The sequence below is a fragment of the Streptomyces sp. NPDC091271 genome, from assembly GCF_044757505.1.
Lineage (GTDB): Bacteria > Actinomycetota > Actinomycetes > Streptomycetales > Streptomycetaceae > Streptomyces.
Genome location: NZ_JBIVVD010000001.1, coordinates 1,257,792 through 1,283,033 on the forward strand (window position 1 = coordinate 1,257,792; position 25,242 = coordinate 1,283,033).

20 protein-coding genes are annotated in these 25,242 nt (G+C 71.9%); 16 read left to right on the forward strand and 4 right to left on the reverse strand.

The genetic code is table 11. From position 1 onward, the window contains the following. Window positions 1-42 precede the first annotated feature (42 nt). Window positions 43-1,176: a tRNA 2-thiouridine(34) synthase MnmA gene (mnmA, locus tag ACIQM3_RS06030; protein ID WP_401619334.1), complete on the forward strand. Its 1,134-nt coding sequence runs from the start codon at window positions 43-45 to the stop codon at window positions 1,174-1,176. Window positions 1,177-1,297: 121 nt separating this feature from the next. On the opposite strand, the gene ACIQM3_RS06035 is transcribed toward mnmA, so the two are convergent. Both ACIQM3_RS06035 and ACIQM3_RS06040 read right to left on the reverse strand, forming a co-directional pair. Further along, the gene (locus ACIQM3_RS06035; protein WP_401619337.1) at window positions 1,298-2,098 is read right to left on the reverse strand and encodes an alpha/beta fold hydrolase; all 801 of its coding nucleotides are present in this window, start codon (window positions 2,096-2,098) and stop codon (window positions 1,298-1,300) included. Between the two features lie 62 nt (window positions 2,099-2,160). Then, window positions 2,161-2,496, reverse strand: coding sequence for a DUF427 domain-containing protein (locus tag ACIQM3_RS06040; RefSeq protein ID WP_401619340.1), 336 nt, complete (start codon window positions 2,494-2,496; stop codon window positions 2,161-2,163). Between the two features lie 65 nt (window positions 2,497-2,561). On the opposite strand from ACIQM3_RS06040, the gene ACIQM3_RS06045 reads away from it, so the two are divergent. The 15 genes from ACIQM3_RS06045 (at window position 2,562) to ACIQM3_RS06115 (ending at window position 22,727) form a co-directional block, all read left to right on the forward strand. Further along, the gene (locus tag ACIQM3_RS06045; RefSeq protein WP_393761094.1) at window positions 2,562-3,101 is read left to right on the forward strand and encodes a TIGR00730 family Rossman fold protein; all 540 of its coding nucleotides are present in this window, start codon (window positions 2,562-2,564) and stop codon (window positions 3,099-3,101) included. 15 nt (window positions 3,102-3,116) lie between these two features. After that, on the forward strand, window positions 3,117-3,806 hold the full coding sequence (locus ACIQM3_RS06050; RefSeq protein ID WP_401619344.1) for an SDR family oxidoreductase: 690 nt from the start codon (window positions 3,117-3,119) through the stop codon (window positions 3,804-3,806). Between the two features lie 32 nt (window positions 3,807-3,838). Then, window positions 3,839-4,864 carry a methionine synthase gene (locus ACIQM3_RS06055; protein WP_401619347.1) on the forward strand — a complete coding sequence of 342 codons (1,026 nt, stop codon included), beginning with the start codon at window positions 3,839-3,841 and terminating at the stop codon, window positions 4,862-4,864. Between the two features lie 44 nt (window positions 4,865-4,908). Beyond that, entirely contained in the window at window positions 4,909-7,107 is a 2,199-nt protein-coding gene (gene ligA / locus ACIQM3_RS06060; protein WP_401619349.1) for an NAD-dependent DNA ligase LigA, read from the forward strand. 300 nt (window positions 7,108-7,407) lie between these two features. Next, a complete protein-coding gene (locus ACIQM3_RS06065; protein WP_401619352.1) occupies window positions 7,408-9,549 on the forward strand; it encodes a putative bifunctional diguanylate cyclase/phosphodiesterase in 2,142 nt (713 codons plus the stop codon). Between the two features lie 165 nt (window positions 9,550-9,714). After that, window positions 9,715-10,011, forward strand: a complete 297-nt coding sequence (gatC, locus tag ACIQM3_RS06070; protein ID WP_014153935.1) for an Asp-tRNA(Asn)/Glu-tRNA(Gln) amidotransferase subunit GatC — start codon at window positions 9,715-9,717, stop codon at window positions 10,009-10,011. 5 nt (window positions 10,012-10,016) lie between these two features. Further along, complete coding sequence (gene gatA / locus ACIQM3_RS06075) at window positions 10,017-11,519, forward strand: Asp-tRNA(Asn)/Glu-tRNA(Gln) amidotransferase subunit GatA (RefSeq protein WP_401619355.1); 1,503 nt, start codon at window positions 10,017-10,019, stop codon at window positions 11,517-11,519. After that, window positions 11,516-11,758 carry a hypothetical protein gene (locus tag ACIQM3_RS06080; protein WP_136329351.1) on the forward strand — a complete coding sequence of 81 codons (243 nt, stop codon included), beginning with the start codon at window positions 11,516-11,518 and terminating at the stop codon, window positions 11,756-11,758. Before gatA ends, ACIQM3_RS06080 begins: the two co-directional genes overlap by 4 nt. 16 nt (window positions 11,759-11,774) lie before the next feature. After that, window positions 11,775-13,283: an Asp-tRNA(Asn)/Glu-tRNA(Gln) amidotransferase subunit GatB gene (gatB, locus tag ACIQM3_RS06085; RefSeq protein WP_401619358.1), complete on the forward strand. Its 1,509-nt coding sequence runs from the start codon at window positions 11,775-11,777 to the stop codon at window positions 13,281-13,283. A gap of 168 nt (window positions 13,284-13,451) precedes the next feature. Then, complete coding sequence (locus ACIQM3_RS06090; protein WP_401619361.1) at window positions 13,452-15,563, forward strand: phosphocholine-specific phospholipase C; 2,112 nt, start codon at window positions 13,452-13,454, stop codon at window positions 15,561-15,563. A gap of 186 nt (window positions 15,564-15,749) precedes the next feature. Next, on the forward strand, window positions 15,750-17,969 hold the full coding sequence (locus ACIQM3_RS06095; RefSeq protein ID WP_401619364.1) for an MMPL family transporter: 2,220 nt from the start codon (window positions 15,750-15,752) through the stop codon (window positions 17,967-17,969). A gap of 28 nt (window positions 17,970-17,997) precedes the next feature. Beyond that, the gene (locus tag ACIQM3_RS06100) at window positions 17,998-18,552 is read left to right on the forward strand and encodes a GNAT family N-acetyltransferase (protein ID WP_401619367.1); all 555 of its coding nucleotides are present in this window, start codon (window positions 17,998-18,000) and stop codon (window positions 18,550-18,552) included. A 61-nt stretch (window positions 18,553-18,613) separates the two neighbouring features. Continuing rightward, a complete protein-coding gene (locus ACIQM3_RS06105) occupies window positions 18,614-19,270 on the forward strand; it encodes a hypothetical protein (RefSeq protein WP_401619370.1) in 657 nt (218 codons plus the stop codon). Between the two features lie 194 nt (window positions 19,271-19,464). Beyond that, window positions 19,465-19,638 carry a hypothetical protein gene (locus ACIQM3_RS06110; protein ID WP_401514554.1) on the forward strand — a complete coding sequence of 58 codons (174 nt, stop codon included), beginning with the start codon at window positions 19,465-19,467 and terminating at the stop codon, window positions 19,636-19,638. Window positions 19,639-19,688: 50 nt separating this feature from the next. After that, window positions 19,689-22,727: an AAA family ATPase gene (locus ACIQM3_RS06115; RefSeq protein ID WP_401620020.1), complete on the forward strand. Its 3,039-nt coding sequence runs from the start codon at window positions 19,689-19,691 to the stop codon at window positions 22,725-22,727. 156 nt (window positions 22,728-22,883) lie between these two features. Here the strand turns inward: ACIQM3_RS06115 and ACIQM3_RS06120 are convergent, their stop codons facing one another. Then, window positions 22,884-24,062, reverse strand: coding sequence for a PQQ-dependent sugar dehydrogenase (locus ACIQM3_RS06120; RefSeq protein WP_401619372.1), 1,179 nt, complete (start codon window positions 24,060-24,062; stop codon window positions 22,884-22,886). Window positions 24,063-24,180: 118 nt separating this feature from the next. Further along, window positions 24,181-25,137, reverse strand: a complete 957-nt coding sequence (locus tag ACIQM3_RS06125; protein WP_401620023.1) for an aldo/keto reductase — start codon at window positions 25,135-25,137, stop codon at window positions 24,181-24,183. Window positions 25,138-25,242 lie beyond the last annotated feature (105 nt).

Consider the following 25,242-nt stretch of genomic DNA (forward strand, 5'->3'; position numbering starts at 1 on the left):
CGCGAGCATTCGGTTCCCGGAGCCCCGTACTCTGGAGAAGCTATGACTCAGACCTCCCAGCGCCCCCTCCGTGTGCTCGCCGCCATGTCGGGCGGAGTCGACTCCGCCGTGGCGGCGGCCCGAGCCGCCGAGGCAGGCCACGACGTGACCGGTGTGCACCTCGCCCTCTCCGCGAACCCGCAGTCCTTCCGTACGGGCGCGCGCGGCTGTTGCACCATCGAGGACTCCCGGGACGCCCGCCGCGCGGCGGACGTCATCGGCATCCCGTTCTACGTCTGGGACCTGGCGGAACGCTTCCGTGAGGACGTCGTCGACGACTTCGTCGCGGAGTACGAGGCCGGGCGGACGCCCAACCCCTGCCTGCGCTGCAACGAGAAGATCAAGTTCGCCGCGCTGCTCGACAAGGCGCTGGCCCTCGGCTTCGACGCCGTGTGCACCGGCCACTACGCCACGGTCGTGCTGAAGGAAGACGGCACCCGGGAGATGCACCGCGCCTCGGACATGGCCAAGGACCAGAGCTACGTCCTCGGTGTCCTGGACGAGAAGCAGCTCGCCCACGCGATGTTCCCGCTGGGTGACACCCTGACCACCAAGGACGAGATCCGCGCCGAGGCCGAGCGCCGGGGCCTGGCGGTCGCCAAGAAGCCCGACAGCCACGACATCTGCTTCATCGCCGACGGCGACACCCAGGGCTTCCTGGCAGGCCGCCTCGGCGGCCCCGCGGAGGGCGACATCCTCGACGAGTCCGGCACGAAGGTCGGCACCCACGAGGGAGCCTTCGGCTTCACCATCGGACAGCGCAAGGGTCTGCGCATCGGCCACCCCGCCCCCGACGGCAAGCCGCGCTACGTCCTGGACATCTCCCCGGTGAACAACACGGTGACGGTCGGGCCGGTGGAGGCCCTCGACGTGACCGCGCTCACCGCCATCAAGCCCCGCTGGTGCGGCACGCCCCCCGCGGGCCCCGGGACGTACACCGCGCAGCTCCGCGCCCACGGCGGCGAGACCGAGGTGACCGCGGAACTGCTCGACGGGACGCTCCACGTCTCGTTCACCGAGCCGGTACGGGGCGTGGCCCCGGGCCAGGCGGTGGTGCTGTACGACGGCACCCGGGTCGTCGGCTCGGCCACGATCGCGACGACGGTGCGCATGGAGAAGGCGGCGGCCACCGGCTGAGGGTCCGGGGCCGGTGCGGACTGCTCAGCATGGGCGGGTGGCTTGTCGAACTCGCCCGAATCGTGCGGCATATGCCTCGCTGCCACGTCCGACCCCTGTACGGACGCGGCGGCGAGGCGGATCAGGACGCCCGGCCGGCGAACACGTCCCGGGCGAAGAAGTCGGCCAGGACCGGCGCGATCGCGTGCGGGGCCAGTTCGCGGGTCTGGCCGGTCAGGGTGCGGTGCCTGGCCCGGGGGATCGCGGCCGCGAGGGCCAGCGTCGACCTGTGTGCCTGTTCCGTGCTGAAACCGCCGGTGACCACCAGGGTGCGCGCCGTGACGGACGCCAGCCGCCCGGCCGGGACCGAGCCGTCGCCCAGCAGGGCGTCGTCGTACGCGAGGGTGTGGGCCACCGCTTCGAGGCCGGACCAGAGCGGGGCGCGGCGCATGCGGGCGATCGTCGTCTCCGGGACCCCCGTCCGCGACAGGTAGAGCTCGACGGCGCCGCCCCGGTCGCCCGCCGCCAGCAGCCGGTGCAGCAGCGCCGTGCAGCGGGACTTGTACAGGAGGCCGGCGGGGCCCGGGGTGTACGGCGGCTCGTAGACCGCCAGGAGGTCCACGGGCAGCCCCGCGGCCTGCGCCTCCAGGGCCAGCGCCCCGCCCGACAGCATGCCGAACACCGAGACGCGCTCACCCGCTGTCGCCGCGACCGCGGCCAGGTCCTCGATCTCGCGGCGGAGCGCGTACGGCCCGCCGTCGCCGCTCGCCCCGCGGCCCCTGCGGTCGTACGTGACGACCGTGAAGCGCGGGGCCAGCAGAGTGGCCAGCGGTGCCTCGTCGGCCGCGGTGCTCAGGGCACCGCCGACCAGGATCACCGGCGGCCCGTCACCGTGACGGCGATACGCGATGGGCGTGCCGTCACGGGAGAGAGTCTTGTCCATGTGAGGGTGGACTGCCGCGCCCCGCGGAACTCATCGCCGGTACGGAGAAATATTTCTGACGGTCAGTCGCTGACCACATCCGTGGCATAGAAGCAGAAGTGCCCCTTGATCGCCGCGACTTGCTCCTTGGGCTCCGGATAGGCCCAGACGAGGTCCGCCGCTTCCGGCAGCGACCAGTACGAAGCGTCACCCTTGAACGGGCAGTGCGTACGGGTGTCCGAGGGCGTCAGCAGGTCGGTCCGCACATCCTCGGGCGGCAGGTAGTAGCGGTCGGGACAGCCCGTCTCGCGCAGCACCAGGGGGCGGCGGCTCTCGGCGAGCACCTGCCCGTCGTGCACCGCACGCACGTGCACGGCTTCGGGTCCGACGGTGATGGTGTGTCCTGTGGTGGAGGTCATACCTGGTTCAGCCGAGGGGGAGCCCGGTTTCTTCCCGCGCCCGGGGCCGGTCGTACGGTATCCGCATGAACATCTGTGTCTTCCTCTCCGCCGCCGACCTCGACGACCGCTACACGGGGCCCGCCCGTGAATTCGCCGAGCTGCTGGGCCGGGGCGGGCACACCCTGGTCTGGGGCGGCTCGGAGAGCGGGCTGATGAAGGTCGTCGCCGACGGCGTACAGGAGTCCGGCGGACGGCTCGTCGGGGTGTCCGTGGACTTCCTGGCGGCCAAGGCGCGGACGAACGCCGACGAGATGGTGATAGCCAAGGACCTGGCCGAGCGCAAGGCGCTGCTCCTGGAGAAGTCCGACGCGGTCGTGATCATGGTCGGCGGGACGGGGACGCTCGACGAGGCGACGGAGATCCTCGAGCTGAAGAAGCACGGCAAGCACACCAAGCCCGTCGTCCTGCTGAACACCGCCGGGTTCTACGACGGCCTGCACCAGCAGTTCCGGCGCATGGAGGACGAGGGCTTCCTGCCGGTCCCGCTGACCGAGCTGGTCTTCTTCGCCGAGGACGGCGTCGGGGCGCTGGCCCACCTGGAGGAGTCGGCCGGCCTGCAGTGATGCGAGCATGAGTCCATGCCTACTCATCTCATCACCGGCGCCGGCTCCGGCATCGGAGCGGCCGTCGCCCGCCGTCTCCTGGAGCGCGGCGACGAACTCGTGCTGCTGGCCAGGGACGCGGGACGCGCCAAGGAACTGGCCGCGCTCCACCCCGGGGCCCGCACGCTCGTCGGCGACCTCGGCAACCCCGACCGGCTCTCCTGGGCGTTCGGGCAGCAGCCGATGCCCGAACGCCTCGACTCGCTGCTGCACATCGCGGGCGTCGTCGAGCTCGGCACGATCGGCGACCTCACCCCCAAGGCCTGGCACTTCCAGCTCAACGCCAACCTGGTCTCCCCGGCCGAGCTGACACGGCTGCTGCTGCCGCAGCTGCGCGTCACCCAGGGGCACGTCGTCTTCGTGAACTCCGGCGCCGGGCTCGCGGCGCACGCCGAATGGGGCGCGTACGCCGCGAGCAAGCACGGGCTCAAGGCACTCGCCGACTCGCTGCGCCACGAGGAGCACGGCAACGGCGTCAGGGTCACCTCCGTCTACCCGGGCCGCACCGCCAGCCCCATGCAGGCCAAGGTCCACCAGCAGGAGGGCAAGGAGTACGACGCCTCGCGCTGGATCGACCCGGAATCGGTGGCCACCACGATCCTGCTCGCGCTCGATCTGCCGAGGGACGCCGAGATCAACGACCTGACGGTCCGCCCCGGCCGCTGAGGACCCGCGCCCGGGGCCCGTAGGCTTTCCGCGTGAGCGAGAAGAGCGGGTTCAGCGCGAGTGCAGCCACCGGGATCGGGTCCATGCCGGGGGGAGACGCCCGGGAGGCGGCCAGAACCGTCACCGGGTCCTTCGCCGACGGCCAGGGCATGCCGTATCTGGCGGAGCTGCCCGCGCGAGGCCCCGGCGCGGACATGATCGGGCGCACCATCGGCCTGCTCGTCGAGATGTACGGCCATGTCGAACCCAGCGGCTGGCGGATCAGCGACCGCCCCGGCCGCGACACCCGCCGCGCCCGCTCCTGGCTCGGCGAGGACCTCGACGCGCTGGAGGAGTTCACCCAGGGCTACGAGGGGCCGCTCAAGGTCCAGGCCGTCGGACCCTGGACCCTGGCCGCATCGATGGAACTGCGGGGCGGCGAGGCCATGCTGGGCGACCCGGGCGCCTGCCGTGACCTGGCGGGCTCGCTGGCCGAGGGGCTGCGCTCCCACCTCGCGGAGGTGCGGCGCAGGATCCCCGGCGCCGAGGTCGTGCTCCAGCTCGACGAACCCTCCCTCACCGCCGTACTGCTGGGGCGGGTCAGGTCGGCGAGCGGTTACCGCACCTACCGTGCGGTGGACCGCCAGGTCGTCGAGGGAACGCTGCGCGAGCTGCTCGCGGTGAACGGTGAGGGCCCCACGGTCGTCCACTCGTGTGCCCCGGAGGTGCCGTTCGCGCTGCTGCGCCGCGCCGGCGCCGGCGGGGTCTCCTTCGACTTCTCCCTACTCACCGAGCGTGAGGAGGAGGCGATCGGGGAAGCCGTCGAAGGCGGTACCCAGCTCTTCCTCGGCGTGGTTCCCGGTATCGACGCCGCCTCGACCGCATTGTCGGACCCGGGCGGTAGCGTCATGGAGGTCAGGACGTTGTGGAGCAGGCTGGGGCTGAATCCGGGGACTCTCAGCGAGTCCGTCGTGGTCACCCCGTCCTGCGGGCTGGCGGGAGCGTCACCCGCGTACGCGCGCGCCGCGCTCGCCCACTGCGCCCGGGCTGCGAGGTCGCTCGCGGACAACCCTGAGTAACGGGTCGTCGTAGAGGTCTTAATGGGGCAACGGAGGAACAGTCGATGGCCGGCGAAGAGCAGGCGCAGCAGCTGACCGGTGTGCCGGCGGAGGTGCAGGAACAGCACGCACTCCTCGCCGAGCAGATCGAGGAGCACCGCTTCCGGTATTACGTGAAGGACCGGCCCGTCATCGACGACGCCGAGTTCGACCGGCAGATGCGCGCGCTGGAGGCCATCGAGGACGAGCACCCCGAGCTCCGCACCCCGGACTCGCCGACCCAGAAGGTCGCGGGCCCCTACACCACGGAATTCACCTCCGTTGAGCACCGTGAGCGCCTGCTCTCCCTGGACAACGCCTTCGACGACCTGGAGCTCGCGGCCTGGGCCGAGCGCGTGGCCAAGGACGTGGGCAGGGGCGGGTACCACTTCCTGTGCGAGCTCAAGGTGGACGGCCTCGCCGTCAACCTCACCTACGAGCACGGCAGGCTGACCCGCGCGGCGACCCGCGGCGACGGCCGCACGGGGGAGGACATCACCCCCAACGTCCGTACGATCGCCGAGATCCCGCTCCGGCTCAAGGGTGACAACGTCCCCGCGCTCGTCGAGATCCGCGGTGAGGTCTTCTTCCCCATGGAGGCCTTCGAGGGGCTCAACGCCCGGCTGGTCGAGGCCGGGGACAAGCCCTTCGCCAACCCGCGCAACGCGGCGGCCGGTTCGCTGCGGCAGAAGGACCCGAAGGTCACCGCCACCCGCCCGCTCCACATGGTGGTGCACGGCATCGGCGCCCGTGAGGGCTTCGACATCGACCGGCTCTCCCAGGCCTACGACCTGTTGAGGGAATGGGGCCTGCCCACCGCCAAGCACAACAAGGTGGTCGAATCCCTCGACGAGGTCAGGGAGTTCATCGCCTGGTTCGGCGAGAACCGGCAGTCCGTCGAGCACGAGATCGACGGCGTCGTCGTCAAGCTCGACGAGATCCCGCTCCAGGGCAGGCTGGGCTCCACCTCGCGCGCGCCCCGCTGGGCGATCGCCTGGAAGTACGCGCCCCAGGAGGTCAACACCAAGCTGGTCAACATCCGGGTCGGTGTCGGCCGCACCGGCCGCGTCACGCCGTACGCCCAGGTCGAGCCGGTCGAGGTGGCCGGTTCGGAGGTCGAATTCGCCACCCTGCACAACCAGAACGTGGTGAAGGCCAAGGGCGTCCTCATCGGCGACACGGTGGTGCTCCGCAAGGCGGGCGACGTCATCCCGGAGATCCTCGGCCCGGTCGTCGATCTGCGGGACGGCAGCGAGCGGGAGTTCGTCATGCCGTCCGAGTGTCCCGAGTGCGGGACGCCGCTGCGGCCCATGAAGGAGGCCGACATCGACCTCCGTTGCCCCAACGCCCGCTCCTGCCCCGCCCAGTTGCGGGAGCGGCTGGCCTACCTCGCGGGCCGCAAATGCCTGGACATCGACCACTTCGGCTATGTCGCCGCCGCGGCCCTGACCAAGCCCCTGGAGCCCGCCGAGCCGCCCCTGCTGGACGAGGGGGATCTCTTCGGCCTGACGGTGGAGCAGCTGCTGCCGATCCGGGCGTACGTCCTGGACCCCGACAGCGGGCTGCCCAAGCGTGACCCGAAGACGGGCGAGGAGAAGATCGCAACGGTCTTCGCCAACCAGCAGGGTGAGCCGAAGAAGAACGCCCTCGGCATGCTGGAGGGCATCGCGGCGGCCAGACAGGCCCCGCTCGCCCGGATCCTCACCGGCCTCTCGATCCGGCACGTGGGCCCGGTGGCCGCCGTCGAGCTGGCCCGGCAGTTCCGGTCCGTCGACCGGATCGACGCGGCGTCCGAGGAGGAGCTGGCCGCGGCCGACGGGGTGGGCCCGATCATCGCCGCCTCGGTCAAGCAGTGGTTCGCCGAGGACTGGCACCGCGAGATCCTGCGCAAATGGCGGGAGGCCGGGGTCCGGATGGAGGACGAGGGCGCGGGCGACGACGAGGGGCCGCGACCGCTGGAGGGGCTCACCGTCGTGGTCACCGGCACCCTTGCCGCGCACACCAGGGACGGAGCCAAGGAGGCGCTCCAGAGCCTCGGGGCGAAGGTCACCGGGTCCGTCTCGAAGAAGACCTCCTTCGTGGTGGTGGGCGACAACCCGGGGTCCAAGTACGACAAGGCGATGCAGCTGAAGGTGCCCGTGCTCGACGAGGACGGCTTCGCCGTACTCCTGGAGCAAGGGCCGGACGCGGCCCGGGAGGTCGCTGTTCCCCCCGAGGAGACCTGATCGAGGCGCGATCGAGATGCCGGCGACGCGTGGTCGTGAGCGACGGGGGAAGTACTCCGACGAGGTGACGCGGGCGTGGGTCGGCCCGACCGCATCACCCGTTCGGCGCTTATCAGAAGGTGAGCGGTGGAGGACCGCATTCGGGCAAGAGCTGCAGAGCGCTGCCCGTGGGGGCCCTCGTCGGCCTACTGTTGAACGAGCACCTGCCGTGCCCGGCCGCGTGGTGGGATTCGGGTCGTGGTGGCATGGGAGCGGGGGCCACCATGGGACATCGGCACCGCCGGCTGTGAGAGGGACGGAATGAAACCGACCGAGAGCGCCGCACCGGTGTCGCGTCTGCAAGGTTTCGTGGGCCTCACGTCCAAGGTGGGCGCCGTCGTCGTGGCTGTCGCCGCCGTGCAGCTGGCGACCGGGTTCTACCGCACGGTCCACGACGGACACGCGCTCTTCCCCGCCGGCACCGCCGGCTGGTCGCTCGCCCTGCTCACCGGAATCATCGTGGGCCATCTGGTCGCCCTCGGGCGCGACCGCTGGTGGGGCGGCACCGGTTCCGGCGCCGCCCTCACCCTCGCCGTCCTGCTGCTCTACGGCTGGGTGGCCGCGGGCCTGGTCAGCCTCGTCGTGGTGGTGCTCGTCGGTACGGCCAGGCGGCACCGGTGGTGGCAGGGGCTGCTGCACGGGGCGGTGGACATACTCGGCATAGGGGCGGCCGCGCTGATCCTGTCCGCCTTCGGCGAGGTCCCGAGCGTCGAAAGGCCCTGGCGGCCACTCCACTGGGGCATCGACGCCTTACCGGAAGTGCTGCTCGCCGCCGGCACGTATCTCCTCGTCACCCGCTTCCTGCTCTGGTACGCCAGGGCGTCCCAGAGCGGCGGGCTGCCGACGATCGCCCGCACCGCCCTGCTGCGCCAGGGGCTCGTCGCGGTCGCCCTGCTCGGCATCGCCCCGCTGATCTGCGTGGTGGCCTCGGCCAAGCCCGTGCTGCTGCCGCTCTTCGCCGTCCCGTTGATCGCCCTGGACTCCACGCTGTGGATCGCCCGCGCACGGGCCGAGGAGCAGCTGAGGGATCCGCTCACGGGTCTGCCCAACCGTCAGTGGCTCCTGGAGAGAACGTGGACGGCGCTGGAGGAGGCCGGAGGCACCGGCACCAGAACCGCCCTGGTCCTCATCGACCTCGACCGCTTCCGGGCAGTCAACGACACCCTCGGGCATCTCGCCGGCGACCGGCTGCTGCTCCAGATAGCGGAGCGGCTGCGACTCGCCCTGCCGCGCGGCGCGGAGGCCGCACGACTCGGCGGCGACGAGTTCGCCGTGCTGCTGCCGACCGCGGACTCCGCCACCAGCGCCCAGCGCATCGCCCGCCATCTGGTCGCCGAGCTCTCCTCGCCCCTCGACCTCGACGGGCTCACGCTCGTGCTGGAGGCGAGCGCGGGGGTCGCCGTCCACCCCGACCACGCGCTGGACGCCGAAGGGCTCCTCAGGCGGGCGGACGTGGCCATGTACCAGGCCAAGCGGGACCGCACGGGCGTGGAGGTCTACGAGTCCAAGCGCGACAGCAACACCCCGGACCGGCTCGGCCTGCTGGGCGATCTGCGCAGGGCCCTGGACGCCCGCGAGGTGGAGCTCCACTACCAGCCCAAGGTCCGGTTCGACGGCCAGGTCGCGGGCCTCGAAGCGCTCGTGCGCTGGGTGCATCCGGAGCGCGGGCGGGTCCCCCCGGACGAGTTCATCGCGATCGCGGAATCCTCCGGGCTGATGCCCCACCTCACCGAGTACGTCCTGGAGACCGCGCTGGCCCAGGTCGCCCGGTGGCGGGCCCAGGGGCTGTTCGTCCCCGTCGCGGTCAACGTCTCGCCGCGCGACGTCCACACCCCCGGCTTCGCGGGCAGCGTCGCCGCGCGGCTCGCCCGGCACGGGGTCCCGGCCGGTGCGCTCCAGCTGGAGATAACCGAGCACGTCCTGCTGGAGGACCCTCAGCGGGCCGCGGACACCCTGGCCGGGCTGACCGGGCACGGCGTGAAGATGTCCCTCGACGACTTCGGCACCGGTTACTCCTCCCTCGTCCATCTGCGGAAGCTGCCGGTCAGCGAGCTCAAGATCGACCGGTCGTTCGTCGCTCGGCTGGCCGTGGACAACGAGGACGCCGAGATCGTCCGCTGCACCATCGACCTGGCCCATTCGCTCGGCCTGATCGTCGTCGCCGAGGGCGTCGAGGACGACGAGACCTGGGAGCGGCTGCGGGACCTGCGCTGCGACGCGGTGCAGGGGTGGCTCGTCGCCGCTGCGATGCCGCCGCAGGAGACGACGGCCTGGCTGCGGGCCCGAGGCGAGCACGGGTGGCGGCGGCCCGCCGACCTGGAGGCCGCGGCGGCGGTGCTGAAGGCCGAGGTGGAGCAGCAGCGCCCGGCCGGGCGGGCGGTGTCGGGCCCGGCGACGGCCTGAGGGCCGTACGGCTCACCCGGTGGCCGTTTTGTCCGCAATCGCCGGACGGGCCCGATGTGGCCGGACCGGGATTGTGAGGCGGCGGGTGGTAACGCAGTCGGGGCAGTGTCCGGCGACCCCATAGGATTGGGCCAAAACCACACACCAAACCCTGAGGATCGCTGCATGCCTGGCATCACGCGCGAGGAGGTCGCCCACCTCGCCCGGCTGGCGCGTCTGGAGCTGAAGGGCGAAGAGCTCGAACACTTCGCCGGTCAGCTCGACGACATCATCGGCGCGGTCGCCCGCGTCTCCGAGGTCGCCGACCAAGACGTACCGCCGACCTCCCACCCGCTGCCGCTGACCAATGTCATGCGGGCGGACGAGGTCCGTCCGTCGCTCACCCCCGAGCAGGCGCTCTCCGGCGCCCCGGCCCAGGAGCAGCAGCGTTTCAAGGTGCCGCAGATCCTGGGGGAGGACTAACAGCCATGACGGACATCAGCACCATCATCAAGCTCACCGCGGCCCAGATCGCCGCGAAGATCGCCTCCGGCGAGCTGACGGCCGTCGAGGTCACCGAGGCCCACCTGGCCCGGATCGACGCCATCGACGAGAAGGTCCACGCCTTCCTGCACATCGACCGCGAGGGCGCGCTCGCGCAGGCCCGCGCCGTCGACGCCAAGCGTGCGGCGGGCGAGAAGCTCGGCCCGCTGGCCGGCGTCCCGCTCGCGCTCAAGGACATCTTCACCACCCAGGACATGCCGACCACCGTCGGCTCGAAGATCCTCGAGGGCTGGGTCCCGCCGTACGACGCGACCCTCACGAAGAAGCTGAAGGCCGCCGACGTCGTCATCCTCGGCAAGACCAACATGGACGAGTTCGCCATGGGGTCCTCCACCGAGAACAGCGCCTACGGCCCGACCGGCAACCCCTGGGACCTCACCCGTATCCCGGGCGGTTCCGGCGGTGGCTCGTCCGCCGCGCTGGCCTCCTTCGAGGCACCGCTCGCCATCGGCACGGACACCGGCGGCTCCATCCGCCAGCCCGCCGCCGTCACCGGCACCGTCGGCGTCAAGCCCACCTACGGCGGCGTCTCCCGCTACGGCATGGTCGCCTTCTCGTCCTCCCTCGACCAGGGCGGGCCCTGCGCCCGTACGGTCCTGGACGCGGCGCTGCTCCACGAGGTCATCGGCGGCCACGACCCGCTCGACTCGACGTCCATCGACGCCCCGGTCCCGCCGGTCGTCGAGGCCGCGCGCAACGGCTCCGTGCAGGGCATGCGGGTCGGCGTGGTCAAGCAGTTCGCGGGCGAGGGCTACCAGGCCGGCGTCGTCCAGCGGTTCAACGAGTCCGTCGAGCTGCTGAAGTCCCTCGGCGCGACGATCGTCGAGCTGGACTGCCCGTCCTTCGACCTCGCCCTTTCGGCGTACTACCTGATCGCGCCGTCCGAAGCCTCCTCGAACCTGGCGCGCTTCGACGCCATGCGCTACGGCCTGCGGGTCGGCGACGACGGTACGCGGTCCGCCGAGGACGTCACCGCCCTCACCCGCGAGGCCGGCTTCGGCGACGAGGTCAAGCGCCGCATCATCCTCGGCACGTACGCGCTCAGCTCCGGCTACTACGACGCGTACTACGGCTCGGCCCAGAAGGTCCGCACCCTCATCACCCAGGACTTCGAGAAGGCGTTCGAGCAGGTGGACGTCGTCGTCTCGCCGACGACGCCCACCACCGCCTTCCCCATCGGCGAGCGCGCCGACGACCCGATGGCGATGTACCTCGCGGACCTGTGCACCATTCCGACCAACCTCGCCGGCAACTCCGCCATGTCGCTGCCCTGCGGCCTGGCACCGGAGGACGGCCTGCCGGTCGGGCTGCAGATCATCGCCCCCGCCATGAAGGACGACCGGCTGTACAAGGTCGGAGCAGCCGTCGAGGCCGCTTTCGTGGAAAAGTGGGGGCACCCGCTGCTTGAGGAGGCTCCGTCACTATGAGCGCAATGGCTAAGAAGGCCAAGAACTTCAAGAAGTCCAAGTCCGGTGTGTACGTGTCCCTGGGCACCACCGCCTTCGGCGCACTCAGCGTCGTCAAGCAGGCGAGGATGGCCCGCCAGGACAACGACACGCTGCGGCTGATCGACGCCGCCGTATCCGCCGCCGCGATCGTGACCGGACTCGCGATCCTCTACCGCGAGCTCAAGCGTCTCGGCGACGACGACGTCCTGCTGGGCTGAGAGGGAAAGTTTCATCGTGACTGTCATCGACCTGGAGTCGTACGAGGATGCCCTCGCGACGTACGACCCCGTCATGGGCCTCGAGGTCCATGTGGAGCTCGGCACCAAGACCAAGATGTTCTGCGGGTGCTCGACCGAGCTCAAGCAGGACGCGAACTCGCAGACCTGCCCGGTCTGCCTCGGACTGCCGGGCGCGCTGCCGGTCGTCAACGAGATCGGCGTCGAGTCCGCCGTCAAGATCGGTCTCGCGCTGAACTGCGAGATCGCCGAGTGGTGCCGCTTCGCCCGGAAGAACTACTTCTATCCGGACATGCCGAAGAACTTCCAGACCTCCCAGTACGACGAGCCGATCGCCTTCAACGGCTATCTGGACGTCCAGCTGGAGGACGGCGAGATCTTCCGCGTGCAGATCGAGCGCGCGCACATGGAGGAGGACACCGGCAAGTCGACGCACGTCGGCGGTGCCACCGGCCGTATCCACGGCGCCTCCCACTCGCTGCTCGACTACAACCGTGCGGGCATCCCCCTCATCGAGATCGTCACCAAGCCGATCGAGGGAGCGGGCGCACGCGCCCCCGAGGTCGCCAAGGCGTACGTCGCCGAGCTCCGCGAGCTCATCAAGGCGCTCGGCGTCTCGGAGGCCCGGATGGAGATGGGCCAGATGCGCTGCGACGTCAACCTGTCGCTGCGCCCCAACGGCACCGAGAAGTTCGGCACGCGCTCCGAGACGAAGAACGTCAACTCGCTGCGCTCCGTCGAGCGTGCCGCCCGTTTCGAGATCCAGCGTCACGCCGCGGTGCTGAACTCCGGCGGGACGATCGTGCAGGAGACCCGGCACTTCCACGAGGAGGACGGCTCCACCACGGCCGGCCGCATCAAGGACAACGCCGAGGACTACCGCTACTTCCCCGAGCCGGACCTGGTGCCGGTCGCCCCTGCCCGCGACTGGGTCGAGGAGCTCCGCAAGGGGCTTCCCGAGCTGCCCCGGCTGCGCCGCAAGCGGCTGAAGGAGGAGTGGGGTGTCAACGAGCACGACATGCAGTCCATCCTCAACGCAGGCGCGGTCGACCTGATCGTCGCCACGACGGACGCGGGCGCCCCGTCCGACCAGGCACGCAAGTGGTGGATGGGTGAGCTCGCCCGTAACGCCAACGAGACCGGCCGCAGCCTGGACGAGCTGCCGGTCACCCCGGCGCAGGTCGCCCGGGTGGCGGAGCTCGTCGCCTCCGGCGACCTCAACGACAAGCTGGCGCGCCAGGTCCTCGAGGGTGTCCTCGCGGGCGAGGGCGACCCCGACACCGTCGTCGAGAAGCGCGGCCTGAAGGTCGTCTCCGACGAGGGTGCGCTGTCGACGGCCGTCGACGAGGCCATCGCGGGCAACGCCGCCATCGCGGACAAGATCCGCGGCGGCAAGGTGGCGGCGGCCGGCGCCCTTGTGGGTGCCGTCATGAAGGCCACCCGCGGGCAGGCCGACGCGGCGCGTGTGCGTGAGCTGATCCTGGAGAAGCTCGGCGTCGAGGGCTGATCCCCGGCACGCCCCTGGGGGCGGTTCACCCGTCGACCGGGTGTGCCGCCCCCTTCGCGCTGCCCGGGCCGGCCTGCAGGACGTTCACCACCAGGCCGTACGGCGGTCTTCCCGTAGCCACCCGGCGTGACTAGCTTCCAGCCGTAGATACGGAATCGGGAGGCTCACTTGACCACGGACATGTCACGGCGGCGGCTCTTCGCGCTCGGGGGCGGTGCGCTCGGCGCCGCCGCGGCGGGATCGTTCCTGCCTCCGTCGCTCCAGGCGGCGATCGCCGCGCAGCCCGCGGCCGAGCGGTCCGGTGCCGCGGGGCTGGACGCCATCGAGCACGTGGTGATCCTGATGCAGGAGAACCGTTCCTTCGATCACTACTTCGGGACGCTGCGCGGAGTGCGCGGCTTCGGCGACCGCAACGCGATCGAGCTCCCCTCCGGCCGGCCCGTCTTCGAACAGCCGGGGCCGGCGGGCTCGACCGTGCTGCCGTTCCCCGTGCGCGAGGCCGCGGAAGCGCAGAAGAAGGACCTGCAGTACATCGGCGCCCTCGACCACTCGTGGAGCGGTGGCTCCAAGGCGTGGGCCGACGGCTGGATGAACGGCTGGGTCACCGCGAAGACCGCCGCGACCATGGCGTACTACGACCGCGGCGACATCCCGCTGCACTACGAACTCGCCGACACGTTCACGGTCTGCGACGCCTACCACTCCTCGATCCACACCTCCACCAGCCCCAACCGCAACCACCTGTGGAGCGGCCGGACGGGCGACGAGCCGGACGGCAGGCGGGCGGTGGGCAACGACGCGTACGACGAGGGCACCCACCCGGGATACGACTGGGGCACCTACGCCGAGAGGCTGGAGAAGGCCGGGCGGAGCTGGAAGACGTACACCGAGTGGGAGAACTTCACCGACAACCAGATCGAGTTCTTCGCCACCTTCAAGGCGATCGCCCGCAAGGCCCTGGCGAAGACCGACGGCCACACCTACATGGAGTCCTTCTACGCCACCGTGCGCGACGCGGACGGGGCTGCCGAGCGGGAGCGGCTGCTGGGCCTGCTCGACGAAGGCGTCGCCGGCCTGACGGCGGCCGAGCGCAGTCTGTTCGAGCGGGGGCTGCGCCGGGTCGAGACGGGCACGCTCGCCCAGGAGTTCGCCGACGACGTGGCGGCGGGGACGCTGCCCGAGGTCTCCTACCTGGTCCCGTCAGCGGTCGATTCCGAGCACCCGAGCGTCTCCTCGCCGGTGCACAGCGCGACCGTCGTCTACAAGATCCTGGACGCACTCGGCAAGCACCCCGACGTGTGGCGGCGCACCGTCGTCCTCATCAACTACGACGAGAACGACGGGTTCTTCGACCACGTGCCGCCGCCGGTCGCCCCCGCGGAGGTGACCGAGGAGCACTGGGAGGGCAAGCCCACCGGGCTCGGCGTGCGGGTCCCGCTGCTGGTCGTCTCCCCGTGGTCCGTCGGCGGATACGTCTGCTCCGAGGTCTTCGACCACACCTCCGTGATCCGCCTCCTGGAGCGCTGGACAGGGGTGGAGGAACCCAACATCGGCGACTGGCGGCGCAAGGTCACCGGGGACCTCACCTCGGCCTTCGACTTCACCCGTGCGCGGCGGCAGCCCGAGACGGCGCCCCCCGCCGCGATCCCGCCGTTCGGCGGACGCTGGCAGCCGAAGCCGCCTGCCGTCCAGCACATGCCCGTCCAGGAGGCCGGCGCCCGTCCGGCCCGGCCCCTGCCCTACCAGCCCGACGCGCAGGCCAGGCGCGTGGCCGGCGGGCTGCGGCTGGACCTCAGCAACACCGGCAGGTCCTCCGCGCACTTCACGCTCTACCCGTACGCGGGGGAGTTCCCCACCCCGCAGCACCGGGACGTCAGGGGCACGGCACGGTGGGCGGTGCCGCTGACGGGTGAGGCGTACCGCTTCACGGTCACCGGCCCGAACGGCTTCCGGCGGGAGTTCGAGGGCGCGTCCGGCGGTGGCGCGGAGCTGACCTCCCGCATCGACGCCCACGAGCGGGACCTGCACCTCACGCTGCGCAACAACGGCAGGCGGACGCTGACCTACACCGTGCGGCCCCTCGGATACGTCGACGAGGACGACCTGCGGAACTGGACCCGGACGGTCGCGGTCAAGCCCGGGCGCAGCCGTACGGTCGTGCATTCGGCGGCCGACGCCCACGGCTGGTACGACATCGAGGTGACGGCCGACGAGGCGCACCCCTTCAGGCGCCGGCTGATGGGCCACATCGAGAACGGCCGGGCGAGCGTCACCGGCTGACGGGCAGGAGGCGGGCGGTGATGGCGGCCCTACGACGAAAGGGGCGAAGTCAAGCCATGTGACCATGGCCACGAAAGCGGCACATGGTCAGGAACGGCTGACAGAGTGAGGCGCTCAGGTCATGTGACTTCGTGGGATGTTTCCGTAATATCCCCCTACGGTCCACGAACCCCAGGAGCACCTCCGTTGGCCGCCATCGCACGCTGGTGTCTCAGGCACCGCCTCGCCACCGTCCTCATCTGGCTGTTCGCCCTCGGAGGCATGGCGGCCGCGGCCGGGTTCGCGGGGTCCGCGTACTCCAACGACTACGAGGTGCCGGGCACCGAGTCCGGCCGTGCCGGCGAGCTCCTGCAGGCGGGTTTCGACGACCTCGGCGGCGAGACCGGCACCGTCGTCTGGCACACCTCCGGCTCCACCGTCCGCGACGCCGGCGTCGAGCGGACGATGACCAGGACGCTGCACGAGATCGGCGCACTGTCCGGGGTCGGTGACGTCACCGGTCCCTACGGGGCGACGGATCAGGGGCGGATCAGCACGGACGGGCACACCGCCTACGCGACGGTCACCTTCGACCACCGGGCCGGGGAGATCCCGCCGGAACAGGCACAGGCCGTCGTCGACACCGCGCGGCGGGCCGCGGGCGAGGGACTCCAGGTCGAACTCGGCGGCGCCCCCGTGGCGCTGACCGAGGCGCCCGCGCTCCATCTGAGCGAGGCCGTCGGGGTGGCCGTCGCCGCGGTCGTCCTCTTCCTCGCCTTCGGCTCGCTCGCCGCGAGCCTGCTGCCCATCGCCACCGCACTCGTCTCCGTCGGCACCGCGTACGCGGGCATCGTGCTGCTCGGCCATGTCATGACCGTCGCCGACTTCGCGCCGATGCTGGGGATGCTCATCGGGCTCGGCGTGGGCATCGACTACGCCCTCTTCATCGTCACCCGGCACCGGCGAGGCCTGCGACGCGGCCTGTCCGTGCCCGAAGCGGCGCGGAACGCCGTCGCGACGACGGGCCGCGCGGTCGTCTTCGCCGGAGCCACCGTCTGCGTCGCCCTGCTGGGCATGCTGGTCCTGCGGCTGGGTTTCCTCAACGGGGTCGCGATCGCCGCCTCCCTCACCGTGGTGCTGACCGTCGCCGCCTCCGTGACCCTGCTGCCCGCGCTGCTCTCCTGCATCGGCATGCGGGCCCTGAGCCGGCGTGAGCGCGGCCGGCTCACCGAGCACGGGCCGCAGAGCGAACGCGCCACCGGTTTCACCGCCCGCTGGTCGGCCTTCGTAGAGCGGCGCCCCCGGCTGCTGGGAGCGGCCGCCGCCGCCGTCATGGCGGTGCTCGCGCTGCCCACCCTCTCCCTGCACCTGGGCACCTCCGACCAGGGCAACAACCCCGCCACGGCCACCACCCGTCAGGCGTACGACCTGCTGGCCGACGGGTTCGGTCCCGGCGTCAACGGGCCGCTGACCATAGCCGCCCACCTCGACGGAGCCGACGACCGGCTCGCCCTGGACGGCCTGCCCGCCGTGCTGCGGGACACCGAAGGTGTCGCGTCGGTGAGTCCGGTGACCTACAACGGCAGCGGCGACACCGCGTTCCTCACCGTCGTCCCCGACTCCGCTCCGCAGTCGCAGCGGACCAGCGAACTCGTCGACCGGCTCCGCCACGACGTCCTGCCGCCGACGGGGGACACCACCTCGCTCCGGACGCATGTGGGCGGGGTGACGGCCGGATACGACGACTTCGCCGAGATCATCGTCGGCAAGCTGCCGCTCTTCGTCGGGGTGGTCGTCGGGCTCGGCTGCCTGCTCCTGCTGCTGGCGTTCCGCTCCCTCGCCGTTCCCCTCAAGGCCGCCGTGATGAACGTGGCCGCCGTGGCCGCCTCCTTCGGCGTCGTCGTCGCCGTATTCCAGTGGGGATGGGGGAGCGAGCTGCTGGGACTCGGCAGCGCGGGCCCCATCGAGCCCTTCCTCCCGGTGATCATGGTCTCGGTGCTCTTCGGGCTGTCGATGGACTACCAGGTCTTCCTCGTCGGCCGGATGTACGAGGAATGGCTGGAGACCGGCGACAACCGGCGGTCCGTACGCGTCGGCCTGGCCGAGACCGGCCGGGTGATCAACTCGGCCGCGGTGATCATGATCTCCGTCTTCCTCGCCTTCGTCCTCAGCGGCGACCGCGTCATCGCGATGTTCGGCATCGCGCTCGCCGCCGCCGTCGCCCTCGACGCCTTCGTCCTGCGCACCCTGCTCGTGCCCGCGCTGATGCACATGCTCGGGGGCGCGAACTGGTGGCTCCCCGCCCGGCTGGACCGGCTGCTCCCGCATCTCAGCATCGAGCCGCCGGACCGCACGGCACCACGTGCGAGGATCCCGGGGGAGCGCGCGGGAGACGAGGCGCCGGCGGCCCCGCAGCATGTTCACTGAGGCAGCACGAAGACCGAGGAGATTCACTGTGTTCACGGTGTCACTGGGGGACGACGGAGCGGAGCTCCGGCCGATCGAGCCCTGGCAGGCCGAGGAGTTCCTGGCCCACATGGACCGGGCGCGTGCCCTGGTCGACCCCTGGATCCCGTTCGCCGCGGCCGCCAAGGACCTCACGTCCGCACGCGCCCTGCTCCAGCGGTACGCGGACAAGCAGGCGGCCGACACCGGCCGGCTCTACGGCATCTGGCTGGACGGCACGCTGGTCGGCGGCGTCCTGTTCCGGATATTCGAGGCGGAGACCGGCAACTGCGAGATCGGCTGCTGGCTGGAGGCGGCCGCCGAAGGCCGCGGCCTGGTCACCCGGGCCTCACGGAAGCTGATCGACTGGGCCTTCGGCGTGCGGGGCATGCACCGCGTGGAGTGGGTAGCGTCCTCGGCCAACAGGCGCAGTGTCGCCGTCGCAGAACGGCTCGGCATGACCCGTGAGGGTGTACTCCGCGAGGCCTATCCGTACCGCGGCAAGCGTCACGACCAGGAGATCTGGGCCCTTCTGGCGTCCGAATGGCGGCAGAGGAAGAGCTGAGGTGCCCGTCTGCGGGCCGGTCTTAAGGAGGTTCTCATACGGGACCCCTAGCGTGCGGCGCATGAACACCTCCCCCTCCACTCCGACCACCGACGACACCGAGGAGAAGAAGGCGGCCGACGGAACCGCCACCGCGCCGGGCGTGACGAAGCAGGCCGGGCCGAAGGAAGACGCCGTACCGGACGGGGTCGCACCGGGTGTGACCGCGTCGGACGTGACCGCCATGGACGTGGCGGCGACGGACGCGGCCGCGGAGGACGGCATCGAGACCGACCTGGAGCCCGACCCCTACGCCGAGGCCGAAGCGGCCGCGGCGTCCGGGGCCGGAACCGGAGCCGCGGCCGTGGTGGCCGCCGGGCTGGGCGTCATCTCGCTCTCGGGCGCCTGGACCGGCCGTGTAGCCGCCGAGCGCGAGACCCTGGTCGGCCAGATCAAGACCTCCGGCGGTACCGGCAGCGCCGCCCAGCAGATCTCCGAGATCTACGGCGACGCGTGGCACAGCACGGCCCTCGTCAACGGGGTCTTCGCGCTGCTCGCGCTGCTCGTCGGCGTCTTCGTCCTGGTCCGGCCCTCCTTCGGCACCCCCTCCCTCGTTCCGCAGGCGGGCTGGGTCCGCTCCGTCGCCATGGCGGGCATCGCACTCGGCGTCCTCGGCCTGCTGATCTCCGTGGGCATGTACCTCGACCTCTTCGTCGCCCTGCCGTCCGCGGCCGGCTGAGGACCTGGCGGCAGTCGGCCCGGGCCGGCCGGCACAGGGGAACCGGCCGGTCTAAGGCATCCGCCACCCGGGCCTAAGGCCCCCCACCCGCAGAGATGCGGCACTCGCCCGATGTGGCGGCAACCCCTGACGGACGAGAGTGGGGGCACGGCAGAAGCCGTGCCCCCACTTTCCGTTCCACCAGGGAGAACACCATGTACGAGTACGAGATCCACCAGCTCGCCGTCGCCGAGCTGATCCGCAGGGCCGAGGAGCAGCGGACCGTCCGCCAGGCGGTCCTCGCCCGCCGCGCCGCCCGCCGTTCCGGACAGGACGACACCGAAGGGCGGGTGGGGAAGAACCGGAGCTGGTTCGTCCGCGCTGCGTAGCGATGGACCGTCCCCGAAAAACGGTCGCCGGGGTGTCGTACGCGTATGCGATGCTCGGCGACGTGGAGACCAACACCGTCAGCCCCGTCTTCGTCGGCCGCGCCGGTGAACTCGCCGCGCTCACCCAGACGCTCGCCCGCGCCGCCGCCGGGGAACCGCAGGCACTGCTCGTCGGCGGCGAGGCGGGCGTCGGCAAGACCCGGCTGGTCGAGGAGTTCATCCGGGCGGCCTGCCGCCGCGACGCCGTCGTGGCCGTCGGCGGGTGCGTGGAGATCGGGGCCGACGGCCTGCCCTACGCCCCGTTCGCGACGGCGCTCCGCGCCCTGCGCCGGGCGCTCCCGGAGGAACTGACGGAGGCTCTGGCCGGCCAGGAGGGTGAGCTCGCCCGGCTGCTGCCCGAACTGGGCGAGGCCGACCGGGCACCGGACGACGAGCACGGCACCGCCCGGCTCTTCGAGCTCGCCGCCCGGCTGCTGGAGCGCGTCTCCGCCACCCGCACGGTCGTCCTCGTCCTGGAGGACCTGCACTGGGCCGACGCCTCCACGCGCCATCTGCTCGCCTATCTCTTCCGCACCCTGCGCAGCGGCCGCCTCGTCGTGATCGGGACGTACCGTGCCGACGACGTCCACCGCCGCCACCCCCTGCGCCCGCTCCTCGCCGAGCTCGACCGGCTCCGCACGGTCCGCCGTATCGAACTCGACCGCTTCAGCCGCGCCGAGGTCGGCCGGCAGCTCACCGGGATCCTCGCGATGGTCCCCGACGCCGCACTGGTCGACGACATCTTCGAACGCTCCGACGGCAACGCCTTCTTCGTCGAGGAGCTCGCCCGCAGCGTGGAGTGCTGCGGCGACGGCTCCGGGCTCTCCGACTCCCTCCGCGACCTCCTCCTGGTCCGCGTCGAGGCGCTGCCCGAGGACGCGCAGCGGATCGCCCGGATCATCGCCGAGGGCGGCTCCACGGTCGAGCACCCGCTCCTCGCCGCCGTCGCCGGCCTCTCCGAGGACGACCTCGACGAGGCCCTGCGAGCGGCGGTCGGCGCCAACCTGCTGCTGCCCGCCCCCGACACCGACGGATACCGCTTCCGCCACTCCCTGGTCCGCGAGGCCGTCAGCGACGACCTGCTGCCCGGTGAACGCACGCGCCTGAACCGCCGTTACGCCGAAGCGCTGGAAGTTGACCCGTCCCTCGTGCGCGCCGACGAGCGCGCCGCCCGCCTCGCCAGCTACTGGTACGCCGCGCACGACGCGGTCAGGGCGCTGCCCGCCGTGCTCCAGGCAGCGGTGGCGGCCCGGCGCCGCTATGCGTACAGCGAGCAACTCCGGCTGCTGGAGAGGGCCATGGAACTCTGGGACGACGTCCCCGACGAGGTACGCGCCACCCTGCGCCCACTCGACCACGCCGAGGCCTACCCGGGGTGCGGCTGCGATCCGGCGGACCCGCTGGGCTACCTCGACCTGATGGCCGAGGCCACGGTGTCCGCCCGCTTCGGCGGCGACCGCGAACGGGCCCTGGCCCTCGCGAAGAAGGCGCTGCGCATCCTGGACCGGGGCCGGGACCCGCTGCGCGCGGCGTGGTTCTGGGTGCAGCGTTCCCTCCTGATGCAGAGCCTCTCCCGGGGGGACGGCCGTCAGGAACTGGCCACCGCCGAGGACCTGGTGCGGGGTCTGCAGCCGTCCGCCGTGCACGCCGACGTCCTCGCCTCGGTCGCCGGCTGGGGCGCCCTGCACCGGCCCGGACCCGAGACGCTCGTCGCGGCCGACCGGGCCGTGGAGTACGCCCGGCTCGTCGGCGAGGAGTCCATCGAGCTGCACGCCAGGCTCACCCGCGGCTGGCTCACGATCGACGCGGGCGACGTCGAGGAGGGCATCGCCGAGATGTACGCCGTCCGCGACCGGGCCGAGGAGCTGCACCTGGTGGGCGTCATGAGCCGTGCCGCCACCAACCTGCCCTCCTCGCTCGAATCCTGCGGCCGCTCCCTGGAGGCGGTCGCGGCCGCCGACCACGGCATCCGGATCTGCCACAGCCACGGGGTCCCCGAGTCCGAGGCCTGGACACGGGCCAACCAGGCGCAGTCCTACTACTCGCTGGGGCACTGGAAGGAGAGCCGGGCCGCCGCGGAGGCCGCGGCCCCGCTGGCCCGGTCCCGCAAGTCGAACGCCCTGGTGGCCGCCCGCCGCACCGATCTGGCCCTGGCCACCGGGGACTTCGAGGAGGCCGAGGAACAACTGTCCCTGAACCGCCGCCATCTCGGCCATGAAACGCAGCCGCAGCACCTGATCTCTCCGGTACGGCACGCCATGGTCATCGCCGCCCGGAAGGGCATGCTCTCCGAGGCGCGGGCCGCGTTCGAGGCGCAGTCCGACATCGGCCTGCCACCGGGAACCCAGCGGTACTCCCTGCCGCTGCTCCACGCCGCCGCCGCGATCGAGGCCGACGCACGCGGGCTGCCCGCCACGGATCCCGGACGGCCGGCGATCCTGGAGCGCATCCGGGGCCACCTCAAGCGGCTGCCGACGCTGGTGCCCGTCTGGGCGGCGTACGGCGTGCTGATCGAGGCCGAACTGGCCCGGGCGGAAGGGGCGGACACCCCGGACCACTGGCGCCGGGCCGCCACCGCCTTCGCCCCGCTCCAGCGCCCCTTCGAGCTGGCCCGGATCCGCCATCACTGGGCGGAGGCGATCCTCACCGCCTCCGGCGACCGGACACCCGCGGCGGGACTCCTGCGCGAGGCCCACGCGGTCGCCGTACGCCTCGGGGCCCGGCCGCTCGCCGAGAGCATCGAGCTGCTCGCCGGCCGGGCCCGTATCGCGCTCACCGGACCGGGCGACGCGGCCGAGGACGAAGCCCGGCCCGCCGGACCCGCCCCCGCGGTGGACGCCATCGAGTCGTTCAAGCTGACCTCGCGGGAGCAGGAGGTGCACCGGCTGGTCGCGGCGGGCTACACCAACCGCCGGATCGCGGAGGAGCTGTACATCTCGCCGAAGACCGCCAGCGTGCACGTGTCCAACATCCTGGCCAAGCTCAGCGTCTCCAGCCGTGGCGAGGCGGCCGCCCTGGCGCACCGCTTCCGGCTGTACGCGGCGGGGTGAGACCGGGCCGGTCGCCCGCGGTTCTCAGCCGCGGGGCCGGTCGTCATCCTGTCGGCCGTCCTCGGGAGGCAGCCCGGGCGCAGGGCGGCGGAGCGTCACCTTGCGGGAGGTGCTGCCCGCCCGGCCTGACGGGTCCTGTCGGGCCCTGGACACCCGCTACCGCACCTTCAGGAGCAGGATCCTGTCGTCGCCCGACTTCGCGGAGCCACGGCCGTCCGCGTTGCTCGTGACCAGCCACAGCTTGTCGCCGCCGGCGGCGAGCACCGTGCGCAGACGGCCGTACTTCCCCTCCAGGAACGCCTGGGGGGCGGCCAGGGGTTCCCCGTCCGCCTTGCCCGACAGCGGGATCCGCCAGAGCCGCTCACCCCGCAGGCCGGCCATCCAGATCGAACCCTCGGCGTACGCGATACCGCTCGGCGAGGCCTCGGAGGTCTTCCACTGGGCCACCGGGTCGACGAAGCCCTCCTCGCCCTTCCTGCCCTCGACATCGGGCCAGCCGTAGTTCTTGCCCGGCTCGATCAGATTCAGCTCGTCCCAGGTGTCCTGGCCGAATTCCGACGCCCAGAGCCGCTTTCCGCTGTCCCAGGCCAGGCCCTGCACATTGCGGTGCCCGTACGAATAGACCAGCGAGTCGGCCTCGGGATTGCCGTGCACCGGCTCGCCGTCGGGCGTCATCCGGAGAATTTTGCCCGAGGGGGACGCCTTGTCCTGGGCGAGGCCCGTGTCGCCCGTCTCGCCCGTGCCCACGTACAGCATGCGGTCGGGGCCGAACGCGATCCGGCCACCGTTGTGGACGGCGCCCTTCGGGATGCCCCGCAGGACGGTGTCCGGGGCGCCCAACTGCTGTCCTGCGGGCTTCTCCTCGTCGTACTGGAGGCGGGCGACGCGGTTGTCCGACTCGGTGGTGAAGTACGCGTAGATCAGGTGGTCCGCGCCGTAGGTCGGTGCGACGGCGAGGCCCAGCAGACCCCCCTCACCCGCGGGCGCGACCCCCGGCACCGAGCCCAGCAGGGTCTTCTTGCCGCTCTCCCCGTCGACCCTGGTGATCGTCGCCTCGTCACGCGAGGAGACCAGCAGGTCGCCCCCGGGCAGCGCCGCCAGGCCCCAGGGTGACGCGAGGCCGTCCGTGAGCGTCTTCACCACCTCGGCCGAGCCCTTGGCCGGCGGCAGGTCCGCCGACGGGCTCGCCGAGGCCGGGGGAGCGGACGTGGCGCCCGGGGGCGAGGAGGCGCCCTCACCGGCCGCCGGGCCGTCGTCGGACGAACAGGCGGTCAGCAGGAGGGAGGCCGAGGCGAGCAGGGCCACTACCCCCTTGCGCAGCACGGGAGTTTGCACAGCACCGATCCTTTCGAGGGTCGCACGACCATGTTCTTACACCGCCGCTCCGCCCGGGTTCCCGATCTCCGCCAATTCTCCCGCCCCGGAGCCGGGCCGTCCTCCTGTGCGGGCCGTCTCAGTCCCACGACCCGCGGGCACGCGGCAGCCCGGCTATCTCGCCCAGATCCCGGTCGGTCAGCACAAGTCCCGCCGCCCCCGCGTTCTCCACGGCCCACAGCTCCCGCTTGGTGCCCGGCACGGGCACCACGTGGCGGCCCTGCCGCAGGACCCAGGCCAGGGCCACCTGCGCCGGAGTGGCGCCGTGCCGCTCCGCGATCCTGCGCAGCCCCGCGACCACCGGCTGGTTGGCCGCCATCATCTCGCCCGTGAACCGGGGGTGCCTGGCCCGCGGGTCGTCCGGCTCGAAACCCTGGCCGGGCTTGAGCGTGCCCGTGAGATAGCCGCTGCCCAGCGGCATCGCCGCGAGCACCCCCACACCCCGGGCCGAGCACCACGGCAGCAGATCCTCCAGCGCCTGGGGCGACCACACGGAGAGCTCCGCCTGGACCGCGCTGACGGGAAAGACCTGCTGCATCCGCTCCAGCTGCCGGATGGTCCCGTCGTGCATCCGCGCCCCCGGCCGGCGCCCGGCCCGGGCCCCCACCGCGCACAGTCCGAGCGCCCGCACCTTGCCCGCCGTCACCAGGTCCGCCATCGCGCCCCAGGTCTCCTCGACCGGTACCTCGGGATCCGCCCGGTGCAGCTGGTAGAGATCGATCACATCGGTCTGGAGCCGTCGCAGCGAGGCGTCGCACGCACGGCGCACATAGCCCGGACGCCCGTTCGCCACGATGTGCTGATCGCCCACCAGCAGACCGCACTTGGTGGAGAGGAAGGCCTCGGAGCGGCGGCCCTTGAGCGCCCGGCCCACCAGCAGCTCATTGGTGAAGGGCCCGTACATGTCGGCGGTGTCGAGCAGTTGGACACCCGCGTCCAGCGCGGCGTGCACGGTCCGCACCGAGCGGTCACCGCGCTGCTGCGACGTGCTGTACGCCCAGCTCATCGGCATACAGCCCAGCCCGACCGCACCCACGGCGAGTGCCGCCGCACCGATAGTCCTGCGCTCCAACTCCCCGAACCCTCCCTCGGCCCATGATCACGGGCCACCAGCACCCCAAAGTAACCTCTACGCCTCCGC